This window comes from Streptomyces sp. NPDC048191 (assembly GCF_040652655.1).
Lineage (GTDB): Bacteria > Actinomycetota > Actinomycetes > Streptomycetales > Streptomycetaceae > Streptomyces.
The window spans coordinates 88467-106919 of sequence record NZ_JBEZMO010000025.1 but is presented as its reverse complement, the minus strand read 5'-3'; the positions used below and the strand labels follow the sequence as shown (position 1 = coordinate 106919).

Here is an 18453-nt window from a genome sequence, read left to right as displayed (position 1 = left end):
ATGAGTGACGTCGACCGTCTCCGCGACTACCTGCGCAAGGTCACCGTCGACCTGCACGAGACCCGGCAGCGGTTGCGCGCGTACGAGCAGCGCGACGCCGAGCCGGTGGCCGTCGTCGGCATGGCCTGCCGCTTCCCCGGCGGCATCGCCTCGCCCGAGGACCTGTGGGAGGTGGTGGCCGCCGGGCGCGACGTGATGTCCGCCTTCCCCACCAACCGGGGCTGGCCCCTGGACCGCATCCACGACCCCGATCCCGACCGGCCCGGCACCACCTACGTCAAGGAGGGCGGGTTCCTGCACGACGTGGCCGACTTCGACGCCCCGTTCTTCGGCATCTCGCCGCGCGAGGCGCTGGCCATGGACCCCCAGCAGCGGCTGCTGCTGGAGACCTCCTGGGAGGCGCTGGAGCACGCCGGCATCGACCCGCTGTCGCTGCGCGGCAGCCGGACCGGCGTGTTCGTCGGCAGCGGCGCGCAGGACTACGGGATGCTCGCCGCGCAGGCCGCCGAGGACCTGGAGGGCTACCTGCTGACCGGCAACGCGATCAGCGTGCTGTCCGGGCGGCTGTCCTACACCCTGGGCCTGGAGGGCCCCGCGCTGTCCGTGGACACCGCCTGCTCGGCCTCGCTGGTCGCCCTGCACCTGGCCCGCCAGTCGCTGGCGCGCGGCGAGTGCTCGCTGGCGCTGGCCGGAGGGGCGTCCGTGCTGTCCACCCCGGCCGGCTTCGTGGAGCTGTCCCGGCAGCGCGGACTCGCCCCCGACGGCCGCGCCAAGGCGTTCGCCGAGGCCGCCGACGGCACCGCCTGGTCCGAGGGCGCCGGGGTGCTGGTCGTGGAGCGGCTGTCCGACGCGCGCCGCAACGGCCACCGCGTGCTGGCCGTGGTGCGCGGCTCCGCCGTCAACCAGGACGGCGCGTCCAACGGGCTCACCGCGCCCAACGGGCCCGCGCAGGAACGGGTCATCCGCGCCGCGCTGGCCGACGCGGGCCTCGCCGCCGCCGATGTCGACGCGGTCGAGGCACACGGCACCGGCACGGCGCTGGGCGACCCGATCGAGGCCAACGCACTGCTGGCCACGTACGGCCGCAACCGGCCGCCCGGCCGTCCGCTGTGGCTCGGTTCACTGAAGTCCAACCTGGGCCACGCCGGCGCGGCCGCCGGGGTCGCCGGCGTGATCAAGACGGTGATGGCGCTGCGCGGCGACCATCTGCCGCGCACCCTGCACGTGGACGCGCCCACCTCCGAGGCGGACTTCTCCTCCGGCACGGTGGCGCTCCTGACAGAGCCGCAACCGTGGCCGCAGACCGGCCGCCCGCGCCGCGCCGGGGTGTCGGCGTTCGGCATCAGCGGCACCAACGCCCACGTACTGCTGGAGCAGGCCGACGAGTTCGCCCCGTCCGAGCCGGACCAGGACGCCGACGCCGACGCCCGGTCCCCCTCACCCGGTGCGACGGCCGCAGCGGGTACGGCCGCCCCGGCCGGTGCGGCCGCCACGGCTGCCTCGGCGGGTGCGAGGGGCGCGGCGGCCGCGGGTGCCGCGACCGGCCCGGTGCCCCTGGCGCTGTCCGGTCGTACCCGTGAAGCGCTCCACGCCCAGGCCGAGCGGCTGCTGCCCCTGGTACGGCGTGGTACCCCGCTGCCCGACCTCGCCGCGGCCCTGCTGCGCTCCCGCTCGGCCTTCGAACACCGCGCCGTGGTCGTCGCCGGCGACACGGACACCGCCGTCGAGGGTCTGCGCGCCCTGGCCGAGGGCCGGCCGCACGACGCCGTTTCCAGCGCCACCGCCGCGCCGACCGACCGGGTGGTGTTCGTGTTCCCGGGCCAGGGCTCGCAGTGGGCGGGCATGGCCGCCGAACTACTGGACTCCGCCCCGGTGTTCGCCACGCACCTGGCCGCGTGCGACACCGCGGCCCGCGCCTTCGTGGACTGGTCCATCACCGACGTGCTGCGCGGTGCGCCCGGCGCGCCCGACATGGAGCGCATCGAGATCCTGCAACCGGTGCTGTTCGCCGTGATGGTGTCGCTCGCCGAACTGTGGCGCTCCTACGGCCTCACCCCGGCCGCGGTGGTCGGCAGCAGCCAGGGCGAGATCGCCGCCGCCTGCGCCGCGGGCGCGTTGTCCCTGCACGACGCGCTGAAGATCGTGGTGCTGCGCAGCCAGTTGTTCGCCGACGAACTGCGCGGCAACGGCGCGGTGGTGTCGGTGGCCGCCTCCGAGCAGCAGGTGCGCGCCCGGCTGGCCGCCCAGGGCGACGCGCTGCACATCGGCGGCGTCAACGGCCCGGGCGCGGTCACCGTGGTGGGCGCCCTGGACGGACTGGAGCGGTTCGTCGCCGAGGCGACCGCCGACGGGGTGCGCGCCCGTCTGGTCGGCTCCACCGTCGCCTCGCACTGCGACCAGGTCGACCCGCTGCGCGAGCGCATCCTGGACATGTTCGCCGACGTACGGCCCACCGCCACCGAGGTGCCGTTCTGTTCCACCGTCACCGGCGCCTTCACCGACACCGCCACCCTGGGCGCGCGGTACTGGTTCGACAACGCCCGCCGCCCGGTGGCCTTCGACCCGGCCGTGCGCACCCTGCTGGCCGCCGGGTTCCGGTTCTTCGTCGAGGTCAGCCCGCACCCGGTGCTGGTCACCGCGGTGCAGGAGATCGCCGAGGACGCCGGGACCGACGCCGCCGTGGTCGGTTCGCTGCGCCGCGACCAGGGCGGCCCGGACCGGTTCCTGCGCTCGGTGGCCGACGCGCACACCCGCGGCGCCCCGGTCGGCCTCGGCGCCGCCCTGGCCGGCCGGGACACCGCCTGGGTGGACCTGCCCACCTACCCCTTCCAGCGGCAGCGCTACTGGCCCGAGCCCGACCCCACCGCCCGGCCCGCGACGGCGGATCCGGTGGAGTCCGCCTTCTGGGACGCCGTGGAGAACGCCGACCTGGCCGGCCTCACCGGCACCCTGGAGCTGGACGCCGAACCCCTGGCCGCCGTGCTGCCCGCGCTGTCGGCCTGGCGGCGGCGCCGTCGCGAGCAGTCCGTCGTGGACTCCTGGCGCTACGCCCTGGACTGGCGCGCGGTGTCCGACCCGGCGAGCGCCCGTCTGTCCGGCGACTGGCTGGTCGCCGTGCCACCCGGGTACACCGGCCCGGAACCCGAGGCGCTGGCCCGGCACGGCGCCCGGGTGGTCCGGGTCGAGGTCACCGCCGACCCGCCGGACCCGGAGACCCTCGGGACCGCGCTGGCCGGAGTGCGACCCACCGGTGTGCTCGCCCTGCTGGGCCGGCCGGCCGCCGTCCTCCTCGTCCGCGCCCTGGTCGAACTGGGCGTGGCGGCCCCGCTCTGGTTCACCACCACGGAAACGGTGGCACTGGACGCCGATCCGGCCGGTGACCCGGACCAGGCGGCGCTGTGGGGGCTGGCCCCGACCGTGTCCCTGGAACACCCCGCCCTCACCGGCGGCATCGTCGACCTGCCCGCCCGGCCCGACGAACGGGCGCTGACCCGCTGGTGCGCGGCACTGTCCGGGCGTACCGGCGAGGAACAGCTCGCCGTCCGCCCCGCCGGGCTGTTCGCCCGCCGCCTGGTGCGCAGCCCCCTGACCGCGCCCGCCGGCGCCGCCTGGCGGCCCACCGGCACCACCCTGGTCACCGGCGCGGACACCGCCGTGGGCGCGGCCGTGGCCCGCTTCCTGGCCGCCGCCGGTGCCCCCGCGCTGCTGCTGACCGTCGACCCGGGTGGCACCGTGGCCGAGGACACCACCGCCGGGCTGCGCGAGCCGGGCACCGAGGTGCGCACCGCCGCCTGCGACCTGACGAACCGTGAGGACGTGGCCGCGCTGCTCGCCGGGCAGCCGCTCACCGCCGTGGTGCACACCGCCGTACCGCTGACCGAGGCACCACTGACCAGCCTCGACGCCGCCGAGCCGAACCCCGGTGTCACCGCCGCGTGGCATCTGCACGAACTGACCCGGGACACCCCGCTCACCGCGTTCGTGCTGTTCTCCTCCGTGTCCGGCACCTTCGGCGGCGTCGGCCAGGCCGGCTACGCCGCGGCCACCGCCGCGCTGGACGCGCTGGCCGAACACCGGGCCGCGGCCGGGCTGCCCGCCCTGTCGGTCGCCTGGGCGCCCTGGGCCGACCCGGCCGACACCACCGGCGTGGCGGCCACCCGCCGGGAACGGCTGGCGAGCCGTGGCATCGCGGTGCTGGACGAGCAGCGCGCCCTCGCCGCGCTGGGCGACGCGCTCACCGCCGGGGACACCCGCCTGCTGCTGGCCGACGTGGACTGGCCGCGGTTCCGCGCCGCGTACACCTTCACCGGCCCGCGCCCGCTGATCGCCGAGTTCACCCCCGACCGCGGCCGCCGCGAGGCCGGCGGCCCGGCCGGCCCGGACGCCGGCGAACTGGCCGCGCTGCCCGCCGCCGAACGGTTCGGCGCGCTGCTGGCCGCGGTCACCGGGCAGGCCGCGGCCGTCCTCGGTTTCCCGGACGGCTCCGCGATCGAGCCGGCCCGCCGGTTCCTGGAACACGGTTTCGACTCGCTGACCACCCTCGAACTGCGCAACCGGCTCTCCGCGGCCACCGGAGTACGGCTGACCGCGGCCACCCTGTTCGAGCACGACACCCCCGAGGCGCTGGCCCGGCACCTCGAGGCCGAACTCGGTCCCGGCCCCGCCGCCACCGGCGCGGCCGGACCCGGTTCCCTGGCCGGCCTGTGCCAACAGGCGGTCGAAGCGGGGAAGACCGCGGAGTTCGTCGAACTGCTCGGTGTCGCCGCCAAGTTGCGCACCACCTTCGGCTCCGCCGAGGAGGCGGGTGCGCTGCCCGAACCGGTGGAACTGACCGCGCACGACGAGGGCCCGGTACTGGTCTGCCTGCCCACCGTGCTGGCCACCTCCGGCCCGCACCAGTACGCCCGGTTCGCCGCCGCACTGCGTGACCGGCGCGCGGTCTCGGCCCTCGCCCTGCCCGGCTACCTCGACGGCGAGCCGCTGCCCGCCGACCGGTCCGCCGCGATCGAGGCCGTCACCCGCCAGGTGCGGGCGGCGGCGGGGGAGCGGCCGGTGGTGCTGGTCGGCTACTCCTCGGGCGGTCTGCTGGCCGACGGCGTCGCCGCCCGGCTGGCCGCGCAGGGCCGCCCGGCCGCCGGACTGGTGCTCATCGACACCTTCGTCTTCGGCCCCGAACTGGCCACCTCCGGCACCGCGTTGTTCGAGCAGATGCTCGCGCGGCTCGTCGGCGGCGGCGCGGTCACCGACGCCCGGCTCACCGCGATGGGCGGCTATCTGCGGCTGCTCACCGACTGGGAACCCCTCGACTCCGCGACGCCGGTGCTGGTGGCCCGTACCACCGAGCCACTCGCCGGGTTCGGCCGCCCGCCGGCCGGCTGGGCGTACCCGCACGACGAGGTGGAGGTGGCCGGCGACCACTTCACCGTCCTCGAAGAGCACGCCGGGCGTACGGCCCAGGCGGTGCACGAGTGGTTGGAGAAGCGATGACGCAACGACGTACCACCGTCCTGGTCGTCGGCGCGGGCCCGTGCGGCCTGGCCATGGCCGCGCAGCTGAGCCGGCTCGGCGTCCAGGTCGCCGTGGTGGACGCGGCGGACCAGCCTCACACCGGCTCCCGGGCGATCCTGCTGTGGCCGCCGGTGCGGGAGGTGCTCGGCGAACTCGGCCTGGCCGAGCGCGCCGCCCGGGACAGCGTCCGTCCCGCGGCCCTCCACTACCACCTGGGCTCCGGCCGCAGCGTGCGGGTGCCGCTGGCCGACGTCAACGCCCCGCTGGTGCTGCCCCAGGAGCGCACCGGGCGGCTGCTGGCCGAGGCGCTGGCCGACCGCGGCGTCGAAGTCGAGTGGGGGACCCGGGTCACCGGGGTCGTCCAGGGCGAACACACGGTGACCGTCACCGCGAGCCGTGCGGACGGCGGTACCACCGAGATCACGGCCGACTGGGTGGTGGGCGCGGACGGCCTGCACAGCCGGGTGCGCGCCCAGCTGGGCATCGACTTCTCCGGGGCCCGGTTCCCGGCCACCTTCCTGCTCGCCGAGGGACGCATCGCCGGGGGGCACGGCACCGGCGGGATCAGCACCGACGAGATCCACTACTTCCTCGCCGGCACCGGCGTGGCGCTGATCGCCCCGCTGCCCGGCGGCGAGTTCCGCCTCTCCGGCGCGGTCCCGGAGGGCACCGAGGCCACCGCCGAGCACGCCCAGGCCCTGCTGGACGAGCGCGGCCCCGGCGGGCTCCGGTTCACCGAGGTGCGCACCGTGACGCTGTTCTCCAGCGACGAACGGGTGGCCGGCGCGCTGCGCTCCGGCCGCTGCTTCCTCGTCGGCGACGCCGCGCACGTGCACAGCCCGATCGGCGGCCAGGGACTCAACCTGGGGATCCCGGACACCCGCAACCTGGCCTGGAAGCTCGCCGGCGTGGTGCGGGGCCGGCTGCACGAGTCGGTCCTGGACACCTACGACCCGGAGCGGCGCGCCGCGATCGCACAGACCCTCGAGGCCACCGGCCGGATGGCCCGGCAGGCCGTGGTCGGCCCGGTGGGCCGCCGGGTCCGCGACCTCACCTGGCGGTTGCTGGACGCCTCCGGCGTGCTCGCCCGCGGCTACGCGCCGATGCTGGCCGGCTGGCGCAGCCGCTACCCGGACGTCCTGTTCGGCGCCCCGGCCGACGGCACCCCTCGCTCCCGGCCGCGCCCCGGAACCCGGGACCCCCGGTGGACCCCGAGGCCGTCCGACGAGCCGGCCGGCCGGTTCCAGCTGATCACCTACGGCGGCCCGGGCACCCAACTGTCACTCGCGGCCGCCGACTTGGCCGAACGGCTGCCCGAACTGGTCGCGCACTTCCCGCTGGACGGCCGCAGACAGCGGTTCGTGCTGCTGCGCCCGGACGGCTACGTGGCCGCCTCCGGTGCCGCCGACCGGTTCCCCGGCGTCGCCGCGAGGCTCACCGCGCTGGCCCCGACCACGTCTGGCCACGACCGCTCGGTGACGGCCGGGCACCAACGATGAGAGGACACGACATGCCGAACCCCGACGCCGAAGTGGCCACCGGCTGTCCCGTGCACGCCGACGCCGCGCCGGGCCCCCGCCCGTGGACGCCCGGGCTGCCCGAGCCCCGCCCGGTGGAGCAACTGCTGCTGCCCGACGGCAACCCGGTCTGGATGGTCACCCGGTACGAGGACGCGCTCGCCGCGCTGAACAACCGCAAGCTGAGCAAGAACCTCGACAACGCGCTGCCCGAACTGTGGCCCTCACTGGGCTACGACGGGCGCAAGTCCATCCTCAACCAGCACATGAACCTCGCCGACCCGCCCGAGCACACCCGGCTGCGCAGGCTGGTGTCCAAGGCGTTCACCCCGCGCCGGGTGGCCGACCTCGGCGAGCGGATCCAGCAGATCACCGACGAACTGCTCGACGCGGTCGCCGAGGCGGGCACCGCCGACCTGAAGGACTCGTTCATCTCGCCGCTGATCTCGACGGTGCTCTACGAGATGCTCGGCGTGCCGCTGGCCGACCGCGACGAGTTCGAGCGCAACACGTACATTTTCGTCGGCCTGGGCAACTCCTCCAGCCCACAGGAGGTCGTCGCCTCGGTCGGCTGGTTCGAGGAGTACCTGACCAACCTCACCGCGCGGCGCCGCGCCGACCCCGGCCCGGACCTCATCTCCGGTCTGGTGCAGGCCAACGAGGACGGCGACGCCCTCGCCGACCTGGAGATCCGCTCCACGGTCATGCTGCTACTCCTCGCCGGCGCGGAGACCACCATCAACCTGCTCTCCAACGGCATCCTGGCGTTGCTGCGCAACCCCGGGCAGCTGGCCGAGGTCAAGCGCGACCCCGAGGCGCTCGGCCCGGCCATCGAGGAACTGCTGCGGCTCACCAGCCCGGTGTTCACCGTGGTGTACCGCTTCGCCACCGAGGACATGGTGCTGGGCGGCGCGCGGATCCGGGCGGGCGAGCACGTGATGATCTCGCTCGCCGCGGCCAACCACGACGCCGGCCAGTTCGGCGACCCCGAGGCCCTGGACATCCACCGCGACGCCTCCAAGCACCTGGCGCTGGGCCACGGCACGCACTTCTGCATCGGCGCCCCGCTGGCCAGGCTCAAGGCCCGTATCGCGCTGCGCACCCTGTTCGACCGGTTCGACGACCTCCGACTGGCGGTCCCCGCCGAGAAGTTGACCTGGACGCCCAGTCTGGTGGCCAACAGCCTGGACCACCTGCCGGTGACCTTCACCGCGACCACGCCGGTCACGGCGGGCTGACACCCCGCACCCCCGCCCCCCTGCACCGAGACGAGACTCTTCCGCGCGGCGACCGCCGTCCCGCGCGGGGTTGGGAACGGACGCCATGACCGAAGCACCCCTGCTCGACCCGGGCTTCATCGCCCAGCTGCTGCCCTTCGACCCGTTCGACCCGGCCTTCCTGGCCGACCCGTACCCGATCTACGCGCAGGTCCGCGAGAAGGGCCCGGTGACCCGTACCCCGCTGGGGCTGTGGGCGGTGACCGGGCACGAGGCCTGCTCGGCCGTGCTGCGCGACCAGCGCTTCGGCTGGGGCGACGGCGCCACCGTCGCCGACCACTTCCGCACCGACGCCGACGGCTCGGTGGTCCGGCCGTTCATCTTCGCCGACCCGCCCGAGCACACCCGGATCCGTGCCCTGGTCGGCAAGGCGTTCGCCGCGCGCCAGGTGGACCGGATGCGCGCCGTCGCGGAGCAGGTCGTGCGCGAGCTGATCGAGACCGCCCGCGCCGAGGCAGGCGACGGCCCCGTGGACCTGATGCGGGCGGTGGCGCACCCGCTGCCCGGCCGGATGCAGAACGCGCTGCTGGACGTCCCGGCCGAACACGCCGCCCGGTTCGACGAGTTGTCCGCCGACATCGCCCGCGGCCTGGACCCGAGCTTCCTGCTCACTCCCGAGGAGGTCGCCAAGCGGGACCACGCCCGCGCCGAGCTGTACCGGTACATCGGCGAACTGGCCGAGCGGCGCCGGGCCGAGCCGGGCACCGACCTGATCAGCGAGCTGGTCGCCGCCGAGGAGGGCGGCCGGACGCTGACCCCGCAGGAGCTGGAGGTCACCTGCACGCTGCTGCTCTCGGCCGGGTACGCCACCACGGTCAACCTGATCGGCAACGGCATGTTCGCGTTGCTCAACCACCCCGCCCAGCGCGACTGGCTGCGCGCCCACCCGGACCAGGTGCCCGCCGCGGTGGAGGAGATGCTGCGCTTCGACGCGCCGGTGCAGATGATCTCCCGGGTCGCCCTGGCCGAGGCCGAGATCGCCGGGCACACCGTCCAGCCGGGCGAGCAGGTCATGCTGATGATCGGCGCGGCCAGCCACGACCCGGCGGTCTACGACGACCCCGACGAGCTCAGGCTGGACCGGCCGGCCGGCCGCAACCTGGGCTTCGGCCTGGGCATCCACTTCTGTGTCGGCGCGCCGCTGGCCCGGCTCACCGCACAGGCCGCGGTGTCCGCCCTGGCCGCGCTGGACCTGGAGCCGGTGACCTCGGCCCCGGCCCGGGTGCCCAACATCATCATGCGCGGCCTGGCCGAACTGCCCGTCCGTATCACTGGCTGAGGCACACCGTGACCCCATGGCCTCGGCCATGGGGTTCTTCCCGCCCCGCAGCCGGCTTCCGCGCCACGCACCGTTGTCAGCGGCGGCCGCTACGGTCTGCCCCGTGAACGCAGACCGACCCGCCGGCGGATCCGGCGCACCGGCGCGCCGCCGGCGCGCCGCGCTGGACCACGTCCTCCGACTGGTCGCCGACGCCCCGTGGAGCGGCACCCTGGTCCTGCGCGGCAGCATGGTCATGCCGGCCTGGGTGGGGACCGCCGCGCGCGAACCCGCCGACCTCGACTGGGTCGTGCTGGAGGACACCGTCACCGTCGACCCCCGGGACCCGTATCCGTACGTCGACCGGATCGACCTCGTACAGCAGTGGCCGGAGGCCGCGGACGGCGCGGCACGGTACGAGATGTGGACGTACGAGGAGTTCGACACGGGCGGCCGGCGCCCGCTGCTCGCGCCCGAGGGGCTGCACTGGCTGCCCGAGGAGGACGCGGCGCAGGAGAGCGCGCCCCCGTACCTCGACCTGCTCGACCGCCTGGCCCGGCACCCGCAGGCCGCCCCCGGGCTGTTCCTCGACGCGGAGAAGGCACGCGTCGACGGCACCTGGAGCTACGCCGAGTACGACACGCCGGGGGTACGTCTGCTCATCCCCTGGCACGCGGAGGGCGCGCCGTCCGGCGAGGTGGGCCTGGACTTCGCCCGCGACGAGCGGCTGCCCGAACCCCCGGTGTGGACCCTGGTACCGCGCGGCGACGGCGGACCGCCCACACCGGTGCGCACCGCGAGCCGGGAGCTCTCCCTGGCCTGGAAACTGCTGTGGCTGCACACCGACAGCCGGGACGCCGGCCGCGCCCGGGGCAAGGACCTGTACGACGCGGTCCTCCTCGCCGAGGCCGAGGGCACCCGGCTCCCGGCGCGCCTGCTGCGGAAGGTCTTCGACCGGGCGGCTGCCGCCGGACACCCGCATGCCGCCCTCGATCCGGCCGCGGTGCTCCGCTGGGACGTGGACTGGGCCGCGTTCCAGGAACAGTACCCGGCCGTCCGGGGAAGGGCGCAGGACTGGCTGTGCCGGCTAGCCGGGGCGCTGGCAGCGCTCGCCGAAGGGCACCCCGCCTGACGGCGTGGCGGAAAATGACGTGCCCCGGCCGCCTCCCTCTCGTACCGTCGTCCCGTACCGAGCGCCGCCACGACCGTACGGCGGCGCCCGTCGTCCGACACAGAGGGGAGCCCGGCCGTGCGCGCACGCACCGCTGTCGTCGCTCCCCGCTCCCGGTACGAGGTGATCCTCGTGTCCCGGTGGTGCCGGTGCCCGCTGCGCGGCCGGCACCGGACGCCCGTGACATCCCGCTGACCTGGGACGCACGGGAAATCGCGCTGCCCATTTCCCCGATACAGGCCTCGACGTCAGGCCTGTTCCCCAGAAAGGCCCCGGGCCGTGCGCACCGACCTCACCACCCTCGCCGCCGTCCGCAACCTCGGCATCCTCGCCCACGTCGACGCGGGCAAGACCACCGTCACCGAGCGGATCCTGTACGCGACGGGCACCACCCACAAGCGGGGCGAAGTCCACGACGGCACCACCGTCACCGACTTCGACCCACAGGAACGCGACCGCGGCATCACCATCTTCGCCGCCGCCGTCAGCTGCGCCTGGGACGGTCACCGCATCAACCTCATCGACACCCCCGGCCATGTCGACTTCGCCGACGAGGTCGAGCGCTCGCTGCGCGTCCTCGACGGGGCGGTCGCCGTGTTCGACGCCGTCGCCGGGGTCGAGCCGCAGAGCGAGTCGGTGTGGCGGCAGGCGGACCGGCACGGGGTGCCCAGGATCGCCTTCGTCAACAAGATGGACCGCGCGGGCGCCGACCTCGACCGGGCCGTCGACTCGATCCGCGACCGGCTCCATCCGGCCCCGCTCGTCGTCCAGATGCCGATCGGCGCCGAGGACGGCTTCACCGGCGTGCTGGACCTGGTCCGGATGCACGCCCTGACCTGGGCCGACGGCGAGGACACCGCGGTTCGGGGGCCGGTGCCCGAGGAGTTGGTGGCCGAGGCGGTACGACGGCGCCGGGCGCTGGAGGAGACGGTGGCGGAGCTGCACCCGGCCGCCCTGGAGGAGTTCTGCGACCGGGAGTCCCTGTCCGCCGACACCCTCGCCGCGAGCCTGCGCGACCTCACCCGCACCGGGGACGGCGTGGTCGTCCTGTGCGGCTCCGCCTACCGCAACCGCGGTCTCGAACCGCTGCTGGACGCGGTCGTGGCCTATCTGCCCTCGCCACTGGACGTCCCCGCCGTGCGCGGCGTCCACGAGGGCACCGGGCAGGAGCGGGCCGCCGACCCCGAAGTGCCGTTCGCGGGGCTCGTGTTCAAGGTGAGCGCGAGCGCCACCGGGCGGCTGGCCTTCGTGCGCGTGTACGCGGGCACCGTCGAGAAGGGAGACACCGTGTGGGACCCGGGAACCGGGCGCGCCGAACGCGTGGCGCGCATCCTGCGGGTCATGGCGGACCGGCACGTCCGGCTCGACCGGGCGGTCGCCGGTGACATCGTCGCACTCGCCGGCGTGAAGTCGGCACGGCCCGGCTCCACCCTGTGCGACCCCGGCGCGCCGCTTCTGCTGGAGCCGCCCGTGGCCGCCGAGCCCGTGGTGTCCGTGGCGGTCGAGGCCCGGCGCGCCACGGACACCGGCCGGCTGGCGACGGCGCTGGCCCGGCTGGCCGAGGAGGACCCCTCGCTGGTGGTGCGCACGGACGCCGAGACCGGGCAGACCGTGCTGTCCGGGATGGGCGAACTGCACCTGGAGGTCGCGGTGGAGAAGATCCGCCGGGGGGGCGGACCGGAGGTCGCCGTGGGCCGGCCACGGGTCGCCCACCGTGAGACGGTCGTCGACGGCGTGACCGGGTTCGTCCACCGGCACGTCAAACAGGACGGCGGGGCCGGGCGGTTCGCCCATGTCGTGCTCGACGTGGAACCGCTCGGACCCGAAACCGGCGCCACCGGCTTCGAGTTCCGCTCCGCCGTGGTCGGCGGGCGGGTGCCGCAGGAGTACGTGCGCGCGGTGGAGGCCGGGTGCCGGGACGCGCTCGCCGAGGGCCCGCTGGACGGGCACCCGGTGACCGGCCTGCGGGTCACGCTCACCGACGGCTCCACCCACGTGAAGGACTCCTCCGACACGGCCTTCCGCACCGCCGGCCGGCTCGGGCTCCGCGCGGCCCTGCGCGCCTGCACGCTCGCCGTGCTGGAGCCGGTCGCCGAGGTCACGGTCACCGTGCCGGAGGACGCCGTCGGGTCGGTCCTCGGCGACCTGGCCGCCCGCCGCGGCCGCGTCACCGGCTCCGAGACCCGGGCCGGCGCGGCCGCGCTGACCGCGACCGTGCCGCTGGCCGAGCTGTTCGGCTACGCGACCCGGTTGCGCGGCCGCACCCAGGGCCGAGGCACCTTCACGACCCGCCCCGCCGGCTACGCCCCGGCGCCGCGACCGGTGACGGTCCGGTAGCGAGCGGATCCCGCACCGCCCGGCCGACGCGCCGGGCGGTGCGGGCCCGCAGCCCACGCCGCGGCAGGATCCGGTGCCCCGGCGTTCGCGCCGAGTCCGCCAGGAACGGACGGTGTACGGGCGGGACATGAAGACACCGGACGGCGTGACGGCTGCAGCCGAGCCGCGCACCCCAGTGCAGCCCGGCCGTATCCACCGGCCGTGCGGGCCGTATTCGCCTGCGGTGAGGGTGTGTCCGTGGGGGGTGGTACCGCTTGCGGGCCGGGTGTGTCCGTGGGGCCGTATCACCTGTGGGCCCGGGTGTGTACGCGGGGCCGTATCACCTGTGGGCCCGGGTGTGTACGCGGGGCCGTATCACCTGCGGGGCGGGGTGTGTTGGCGATGGGGCTGGATCCGCCTGTGGCGCGGCCCCGTCTGCCGGCCGTGGGGCCGGCTCCGCCCGCCGTGCGGTCGGCTTCGCCCGCCGTGCGGTCGGCTCTGCCCGCCGTGCGGTCGGCTCTGCCCGTCGTGGGGACCGTGGCTGCCGGACACGGCTGTATTCGCTGGCCATGGGGCGGTATTCGCTCGCCAAGCCGCCCTGTCCACCCGCCAAGGGTCGTACTTGCTCACAACGCGGCCGTACCCGCTCACCGCGCGGGCATTATGACCCTCCCCACCGGACCTTCCGCGGCCACCCGAGCGGCAGGTCCTCACCCTCGGAGCAGCCTCCCCTCCACCGCCGCGTGCCAGGCCGGTGTCGGTGGCTCCTGCGGTGCCGGGCGCGGGCGGTGGCCGCCGGCGGCGAAGAACGCGGCGAGGGGAAGGATCGCCGCGCCCACGGTCACCGCGTCCGGGCCGAGCCGGCCCAGTTCGATGCGGACCCGGCCCGCGGGATGGCGCAGGGCCCGGGCCAGGGTGTGGGCGCGCACCTCGTCCCAGAAGGCGCCGCCCAGTTGGAGACCGGCCCAGCCGCCGACCAGGACCCGCTCCGGCTGGAAGAGGTTGATCAGGTCGGACAGGCCCGCACCGAGGTACTCGGCGGTCTCGGCGAGCACGGCCGCGGCCACCGCGTCCGGTGCCCGGCCGTCGCCGGGGCCGGCCGCGGCCAGCAACTCGCTCAGCGCCGCCTCCTCACCCGCCCCGGCCGACGGCCGCCCGCCCGCCTCCCGCCACCGCGCCACCAGTGCCTCCGCTCCGGCGTACGCCTCCAGGCAGCCGAGGGCACCGCACCGGCACCGACGCCCTGCGACCCGTACCGTCAGGTGCCCCCACTCCACCGCCCGGCCCTGCGCCGCTTCCTCGGTGACCACGCAGGCGCCGACTCCCGACCCGAACAGCACCACCACGGCGTTGCGCGCCCCGCGCCCCGCGCCGAACCACATCTCCGCCTGGCCGAGCGCCTTGGCGCCGTTGTCGATGAAGTACGGGACGTACGGGGGGAGCTGACCGGTCCGCCGCAGCAGCCACTCCAGCGGCACGGCGTCCCAGCCGATCGTCTGCCCGTGGACGACGGCGCCCGCCCGCCCGGCGTCCTCGATGATGCCGGGAACGCCGACACCGACGCCGAGCAGGTCGCCCGGGGAGCGGCCCGCTGTGCGCAGCACCGCGCCGACCCCGTCCGCCACATGGCCGACGACGGCATCGACGTCGTACCCGCGCGGACCCAACGGCCGCTCGACGCGGGCGAGTTCGGTGAACGCGAGGTCGAACAGCTCCACCCGCACCCGGGTCTCGCCGATGTCGACGCCGACGAGGTACCCGCTGTCCGGGCGCACCTGCAGCAGCCGGCGGGGCCGCCCCGCGTCCGAGCCGACGCTCCCCGCCTCCTCGACCAGGCCGTCGGCCAGCAGTTCGCCCACCACGTTGCTGACGGACCCAGAACTCAGCCCGGTCGCCGGGCCCAGCGCGTGCCGGCTCATCGGCCCATCGACATACAACCGTTGCAGAACGGCGCCCCGGCTCTCCCGTCGCAGGTCACGCACCGTACGGCCGCCCAGCGCTGCCACCTGGCCTCCCCATTCATCCCGAATTTGCCGCCCACCGGACCGTTTGCCGCTGCCGGATCCCTTGACGAGCGTTTCTCTTGAGGTTTAACTCACGTCCTAAATTAAGCCATGAGGGGCTTCGAGGAGCGAAGGGGTGCCGGCCCCCCGAGCCGCCTCGGGTCTCGACTCCCGGAAAGGGACACCAGGAGCCATGCGCAGCATCCGAGCCGCGGCCACAGGCGCCGTCACCCTGTCTCTCGTCCTCGCGGCCACGGCCTGCGGAGGCGGCTCGTCCAGCGGCGGGGGGTCCAACGACTCGCCGAAGACGCTGACGTACTGGGCCTCCAACCAGGGCGCCAGCATCGCCGTCGACAAGCAGGTCCTCCAGCCCGAACTCGACAAGTTCCAGAAGCAGACCGGGATCAAGGTGAAGCTGGAGGTCGTGCCCTGGTCCGACCTGCTCAACCGGATCCTCACCGCGACCACCTCCGGTCAGGGCCCGGACGTGCTGAACATCGGCAACACCTGGAGCGCCTCCCTGCAGGCGACCGGCGCGCTGCTGCCGTGGGACGCCAAGAACTTCGCCAAGATCGGCGGCAAGGAACGGTTCGTCGACTCCGCGCTCGGCTCGACCGGCACGCCGGGCAAGGACCCGGCCGCGGTCCCGCTGTACTCGATGGCGTACGCCCTCTACTACAACAAGAAGATCTTCGCCGACGCCGGGATATCCAAGCCCCCGGCCACCTGGGACGAGCTGGTCGCCGACGGCAAGAAGATCCAGGCCAAGGGCAAGTCCGCGCTCGGCGCCGAGGGCTCGAACCTGTCGGAGAACATCCACCACGTCTTCGTCTTCGCCAAGCAGCACGGCGCCGACTTCTTCACCGCCGACGGCAAGCCCGACTTCACCAGCCCCAAGGTGGTCGACGCGGTGAAGAGCTACGTCGACCTGATGGCCAAGGACAAGGTCATCCCCACCGGCGACGCCGAGTACGCGCAGAACCAGTCCGTCAGCGACTTCGCCAAGGGCAAGCAGGCGATGCTGCTGTGGCAGTCCGCCGCCGCCAACCTCAAGTCCCAGGGCATGAGCGACGACGCCTACGGCATCGCGCCCGTCCCGGTCGTCTCCGGCACTCCCGGCACCGGCACGCAGGTCGACTCGATGGTCGCCGGCATCAACCTCGCCGTCTTCAAGAACACCCACAACCTCGACGGCGCCACGAAGTTCGTGAAGTTCATGACCTCCGACGACGAGCAGAAGGTCCTCAACAAGGCCTACAGCTCCATCCCGCCGGTCAAGGCCGCGCAGCAGGACGCCGCGTTCAGCGCCCCCGCCACCGCGGTACTCAAGAACACCCTCGCCACCAGCGCGGCCGCCCTGCCGCAGGTCGCGTCCGAGTCGCAGTTCGAGACGGCGGTCGGTACGGCCGTCAAGAACCTGTTCGCCGACGCGGCCGCCGGGCGCGCCGTGACCGCCGACTCGGTCAAGGCCGCGCTGCAGAAGGCCCAGCAGCAGATGCCGGCGGCGTGAGCGCGAAGATGACCACCACCGCCTTCAAGGAGCCGGTGGCGCAGGAGTCGTCCGGTGCGGCAGCGCGCGAACCCCGCCGCCGCACCGGGCGGCTGCGCCGCGTCTCCCTGCCCTACCTGCTGCTCCTGCCCGCCCTGCTCCTCGAACTCCTCGTCCACCTGGTGCCGATGGTCATCGGCATCGTGATGAGCTTCAAGGAGCTCACCCAGTTCTACATCCGCGACTGGTCCACCGCCCCCTGGTCCGGCCTCGGCAACTACAAGGTGTCGGTGGACTTCAACGCGCCCGTCGGGGACGCACTGCTGCACTCCTTCTTCGTCACCGTCGGCTTCACCCTGCTGTCGGTCGCCCTGTGCTGGCTGATCGGCACCGCCGCCGCGATCTTCATGCAGGACACCTTCCGCGGCCGCGGCCTGCTCCGGGCACTGTTCCTGGTCCCGTACGCGCTGCCCGTCTACGCGGCCGTGATCACCTGGGTGTTCATGTTCCAGCACGACAACGGCCTGGTGAACCACGTCCTGCACGACCAGCTGCACTTCACCGACAAGCCGTCCTTCTGGCTGATCGGCGACAACAGCTTCTACGCGCTGCTCACCGTGTCGGTGTGGAAGGGCTGGCCGTTCGCCTTCCTCATCGTGATGGCCGGACTCCAGAACATCCCGCGGGAACTGTACGAGGCCGCCGCGCTCGACGGAGCCGGGATGTGGCAGCAGATCCGGCGCATCACCCTGCCCTCGCTGCGCCCGGTCAACCAGGTCCTGGTCCTGGTGCTGTTCCTGTGGACGTTCAACGACTTCAACACGCCGTACGTGCTGTTCGGCAGGTCCGCCCCCGAGGCCGCCGACCTCATCTCGGTCCACATCTATCAGGCGTCCTTCGTCACCTGGAACTTCGGAACCGGTTCCGCCATGTCGGTCCTGCTGCTGCTCTTCCTGCTCGTCGTCACGAGCGTGTACCTCCTGTTCACCTCGCGCGGACGGAGGGCCGCCGATGTCTAGCCCGCCCCTCACCCCGCCGGCCCGCAACTCGCCGATGGCACCCCCGCGTTCGTTCCTGTGGTCGAGGCGTGTCTTCCTCACCCTGCTCACCGGCTTCGTGCTGATCCCGGTGTACGTCATGGTCTCCAGCTCGCTGAAACCGCTTGCGGACGTCACCGGCAAGTTCCGCTGGCTGCCCAGCGGCCTCACCGTCCGCCCGTACATCGACATCTGGTCCACCGTCCCGCTCGCGAAGTACTTCATGAACTCGCTGATCGTGGCGGGCGCGGCGACGGTCTGCTCGGTGGTCATCGCGGTGTTCGCCGCCTACGCCGTAAGCCGTTACGAGTTCCGCGGCAAACGGGTCTTCACGGTGACCGTGCTGTCGACACAGATGCTCCCGGGCATCCTCTTCCTCCTCCCGCTGTTCCTGATCTACGTCAACATCGGCAACGCCACCGGCATCGCCCTGTTCGGCTCCCGCGGCGGCCTGATCCTCACCTACCTGACCTTCTCCCTCCCCTTCTCGATCTGGATGCTGATCGGTTACTTCGACTCGGTGCCGCGCGACCTGGACGAGGCGGCCCTGGTCGACGGCTGCGGCCCGCTCGGGGCGCTGCTCAGGATCGTCGTACCGGCCGCGATCCCCGGCATCGTCGCCGTCGCCGTCTACGCCTTCATGACCGCGTGGGGAGAGGTGCTCTTCGCCTCGGTCATGACCAACGACACCACCCGCACCCTCGCCGTCGGCCTCCAGGGCTACTCCACCCTCAACGACGTCTACTGGAACCAGATCATGGCCGCCTCGCTGGTCGTCAGCGTGCCCGTTGTGGCCGGCTTCCTGCTGCTGCAGCGCTATCTCGTCGCCGGTCTGACGGCAGGTGCCGTCAAGTGACCGGCTCCTCCCATCCCGAAG

10 protein-coding genes are annotated in these 18453 nt (G+C 74.0%); 9 read left to right on the top strand and 1 reads right to left on the bottom strand.

Features of this window, described 5'->3' with window-relative positions; all coding sequences use genetic code 11:
- The 6 genes from AB0D93_RS31390 to fusA all read left to right on the top strand — a co-directional run bounded on the left by AB0D93_RS31390 (position 1) and on the right by fusA (position 13068).
- Positions 1-5487: a type I polyketide synthase gene (locus tag AB0D93_RS31390; protein WP_362126590.1), complete on the top strand. Its 5487-nt coding sequence runs from the start codon at positions 1-3 to the stop codon at positions 5485-5487.
- On the top strand, positions 5484-7007 hold the full coding sequence (locus AB0D93_RS31385; protein WP_362126587.1) for an FAD-dependent monooxygenase: 1524 nt from the start codon (positions 5484-5486) through the stop codon (positions 7005-7007). The genes AB0D93_RS31390 and AB0D93_RS31385 overlap by 4 nt, the downstream gene beginning before the upstream one ends.
- An 11-nt stretch (positions 7008-7018) precedes the next feature.
- Positions 7019-8263 carry a cytochrome P450 gene (locus AB0D93_RS31380; protein ID WP_362126584.1) on the top strand — a complete coding sequence of 415 codons (1245 nt, stop codon included), beginning with the start codon at positions 7019-7021 and terminating at the stop codon, positions 8261-8263.
- Between the two features lie 85 nt (positions 8264-8348).
- Positions 8349-9581, top strand: coding sequence for a cytochrome P450 (locus tag AB0D93_RS31375; RefSeq protein WP_362126581.1), 1233 nt, complete (start codon positions 8349-8351; stop codon positions 9579-9581).
- A 103-nt stretch (positions 9582-9684) separates the two neighbouring features.
- On the top strand, positions 9685-10692 hold the full coding sequence (locus AB0D93_RS31370) for a nucleotidyl transferase AbiEii/AbiGii toxin family protein (RefSeq protein WP_362126578.1): 1008 nt from the start codon (positions 9685-9687) through the stop codon (positions 10690-10692).
- A gap of 318 nt (positions 10693-11010) precedes the next feature.
- Positions 11011-13068 carry an elongation factor G gene (gene fusA / locus AB0D93_RS31365; RefSeq protein WP_362126575.1) on the top strand — a complete coding sequence of 686 codons (2058 nt, stop codon included), beginning with the start codon at positions 11011-11013 and terminating at the stop codon, positions 13066-13068.
- 689 nt (positions 13069-13757) lie between these two features.
- Here fusA and AB0D93_RS31360 read toward each other — a convergent pair.
- The gene (locus tag AB0D93_RS31360; RefSeq protein WP_362126572.1) at positions 13758-15053 is read right to left on the bottom strand and encodes an ROK family transcriptional regulator; all 1296 of its coding nucleotides are present in this window, start codon (positions 15051-15053) and stop codon (positions 13758-13760) included.
- Between the two features lie 190 nt (positions 15054-15243).
- Between AB0D93_RS31360 and AB0D93_RS31355 the strand changes: the two genes are divergently transcribed.
- From AB0D93_RS31355 to AB0D93_RS31345, 3 genes are read left to right on the top strand one after another with little or no spacing between them, the layout of a single operon-like run.
- A complete protein-coding gene (locus tag AB0D93_RS31355; protein WP_362126569.1) occupies positions 15244-16560 on the top strand; it encodes a sugar ABC transporter substrate-binding protein in 1317 nt (438 codons plus the stop codon).
- Between the two features lie 8 nt (positions 16561-16568).
- Positions 16569-17558, top strand: a complete 990-nt coding sequence (locus AB0D93_RS31350; protein WP_362126605.1) for a sugar ABC transporter permease — start codon at positions 16569-16571, stop codon at positions 17556-17558.
- A 34-nt stretch (positions 17559-17592) separates the two neighbouring features.
- The gene (locus AB0D93_RS31345) at positions 17593-18432 is read left to right on the top strand and encodes a carbohydrate ABC transporter permease (protein ID WP_362126602.1); all 840 of its coding nucleotides are present in this window, start codon (positions 17593-17595) and stop codon (positions 18430-18432) included.
- The last annotated feature ends 21 nt before the right edge of the window (positions 18433-18453 follow it).

Bases quoted from the DNA above. Each gene is read 5' to 3' on its own strand.
- AB0D93_RS31390 (WP_362126590.1), top strand. From the start codon at position 1: ATGAGTGACGTCGACCGTCTCCGCGACTACCTGCGCAAGGTCACCGTC.
- AB0D93_RS31385 (WP_362126587.1), top strand. From the start codon at position 5,484: ATGACGCAACGACGTACCACCGTCCTGGTCGTCGGCGCGGGCCCGTGC.
- AB0D93_RS31380 (WP_362126584.1), top strand. From the start codon at position 7,019: ATGCCGAACCCCGACGCCGAAGTGGCCACCGGCTGTCCCGTGCACGCC.
- AB0D93_RS31375 (WP_362126581.1), top strand. From the start codon at position 8,349: ATGACCGAAGCACCCCTGCTCGACCCGGGCTTCATCGCCCAGCTGCTG.
- AB0D93_RS31355 (WP_362126569.1), top strand. From the start codon at position 15,244: ATGCGCAGCATCCGAGCCGCGGCCACAGGCGCCGTCACCCTGTCTCTC.
- AB0D93_RS31350 (WP_362126605.1), top strand. From the start codon at position 16,569: ATGACCACCACCGCCTTCAAGGAGCCGGTGGCGCAGGAGTCGTCCGGT.
- AB0D93_RS31345 (WP_362126602.1), top strand. From the start codon at position 17,593: ATGGCACCCCCGCGTTCGTTCCTGTGGTCGAGGCGTGTCTTCCTCACC.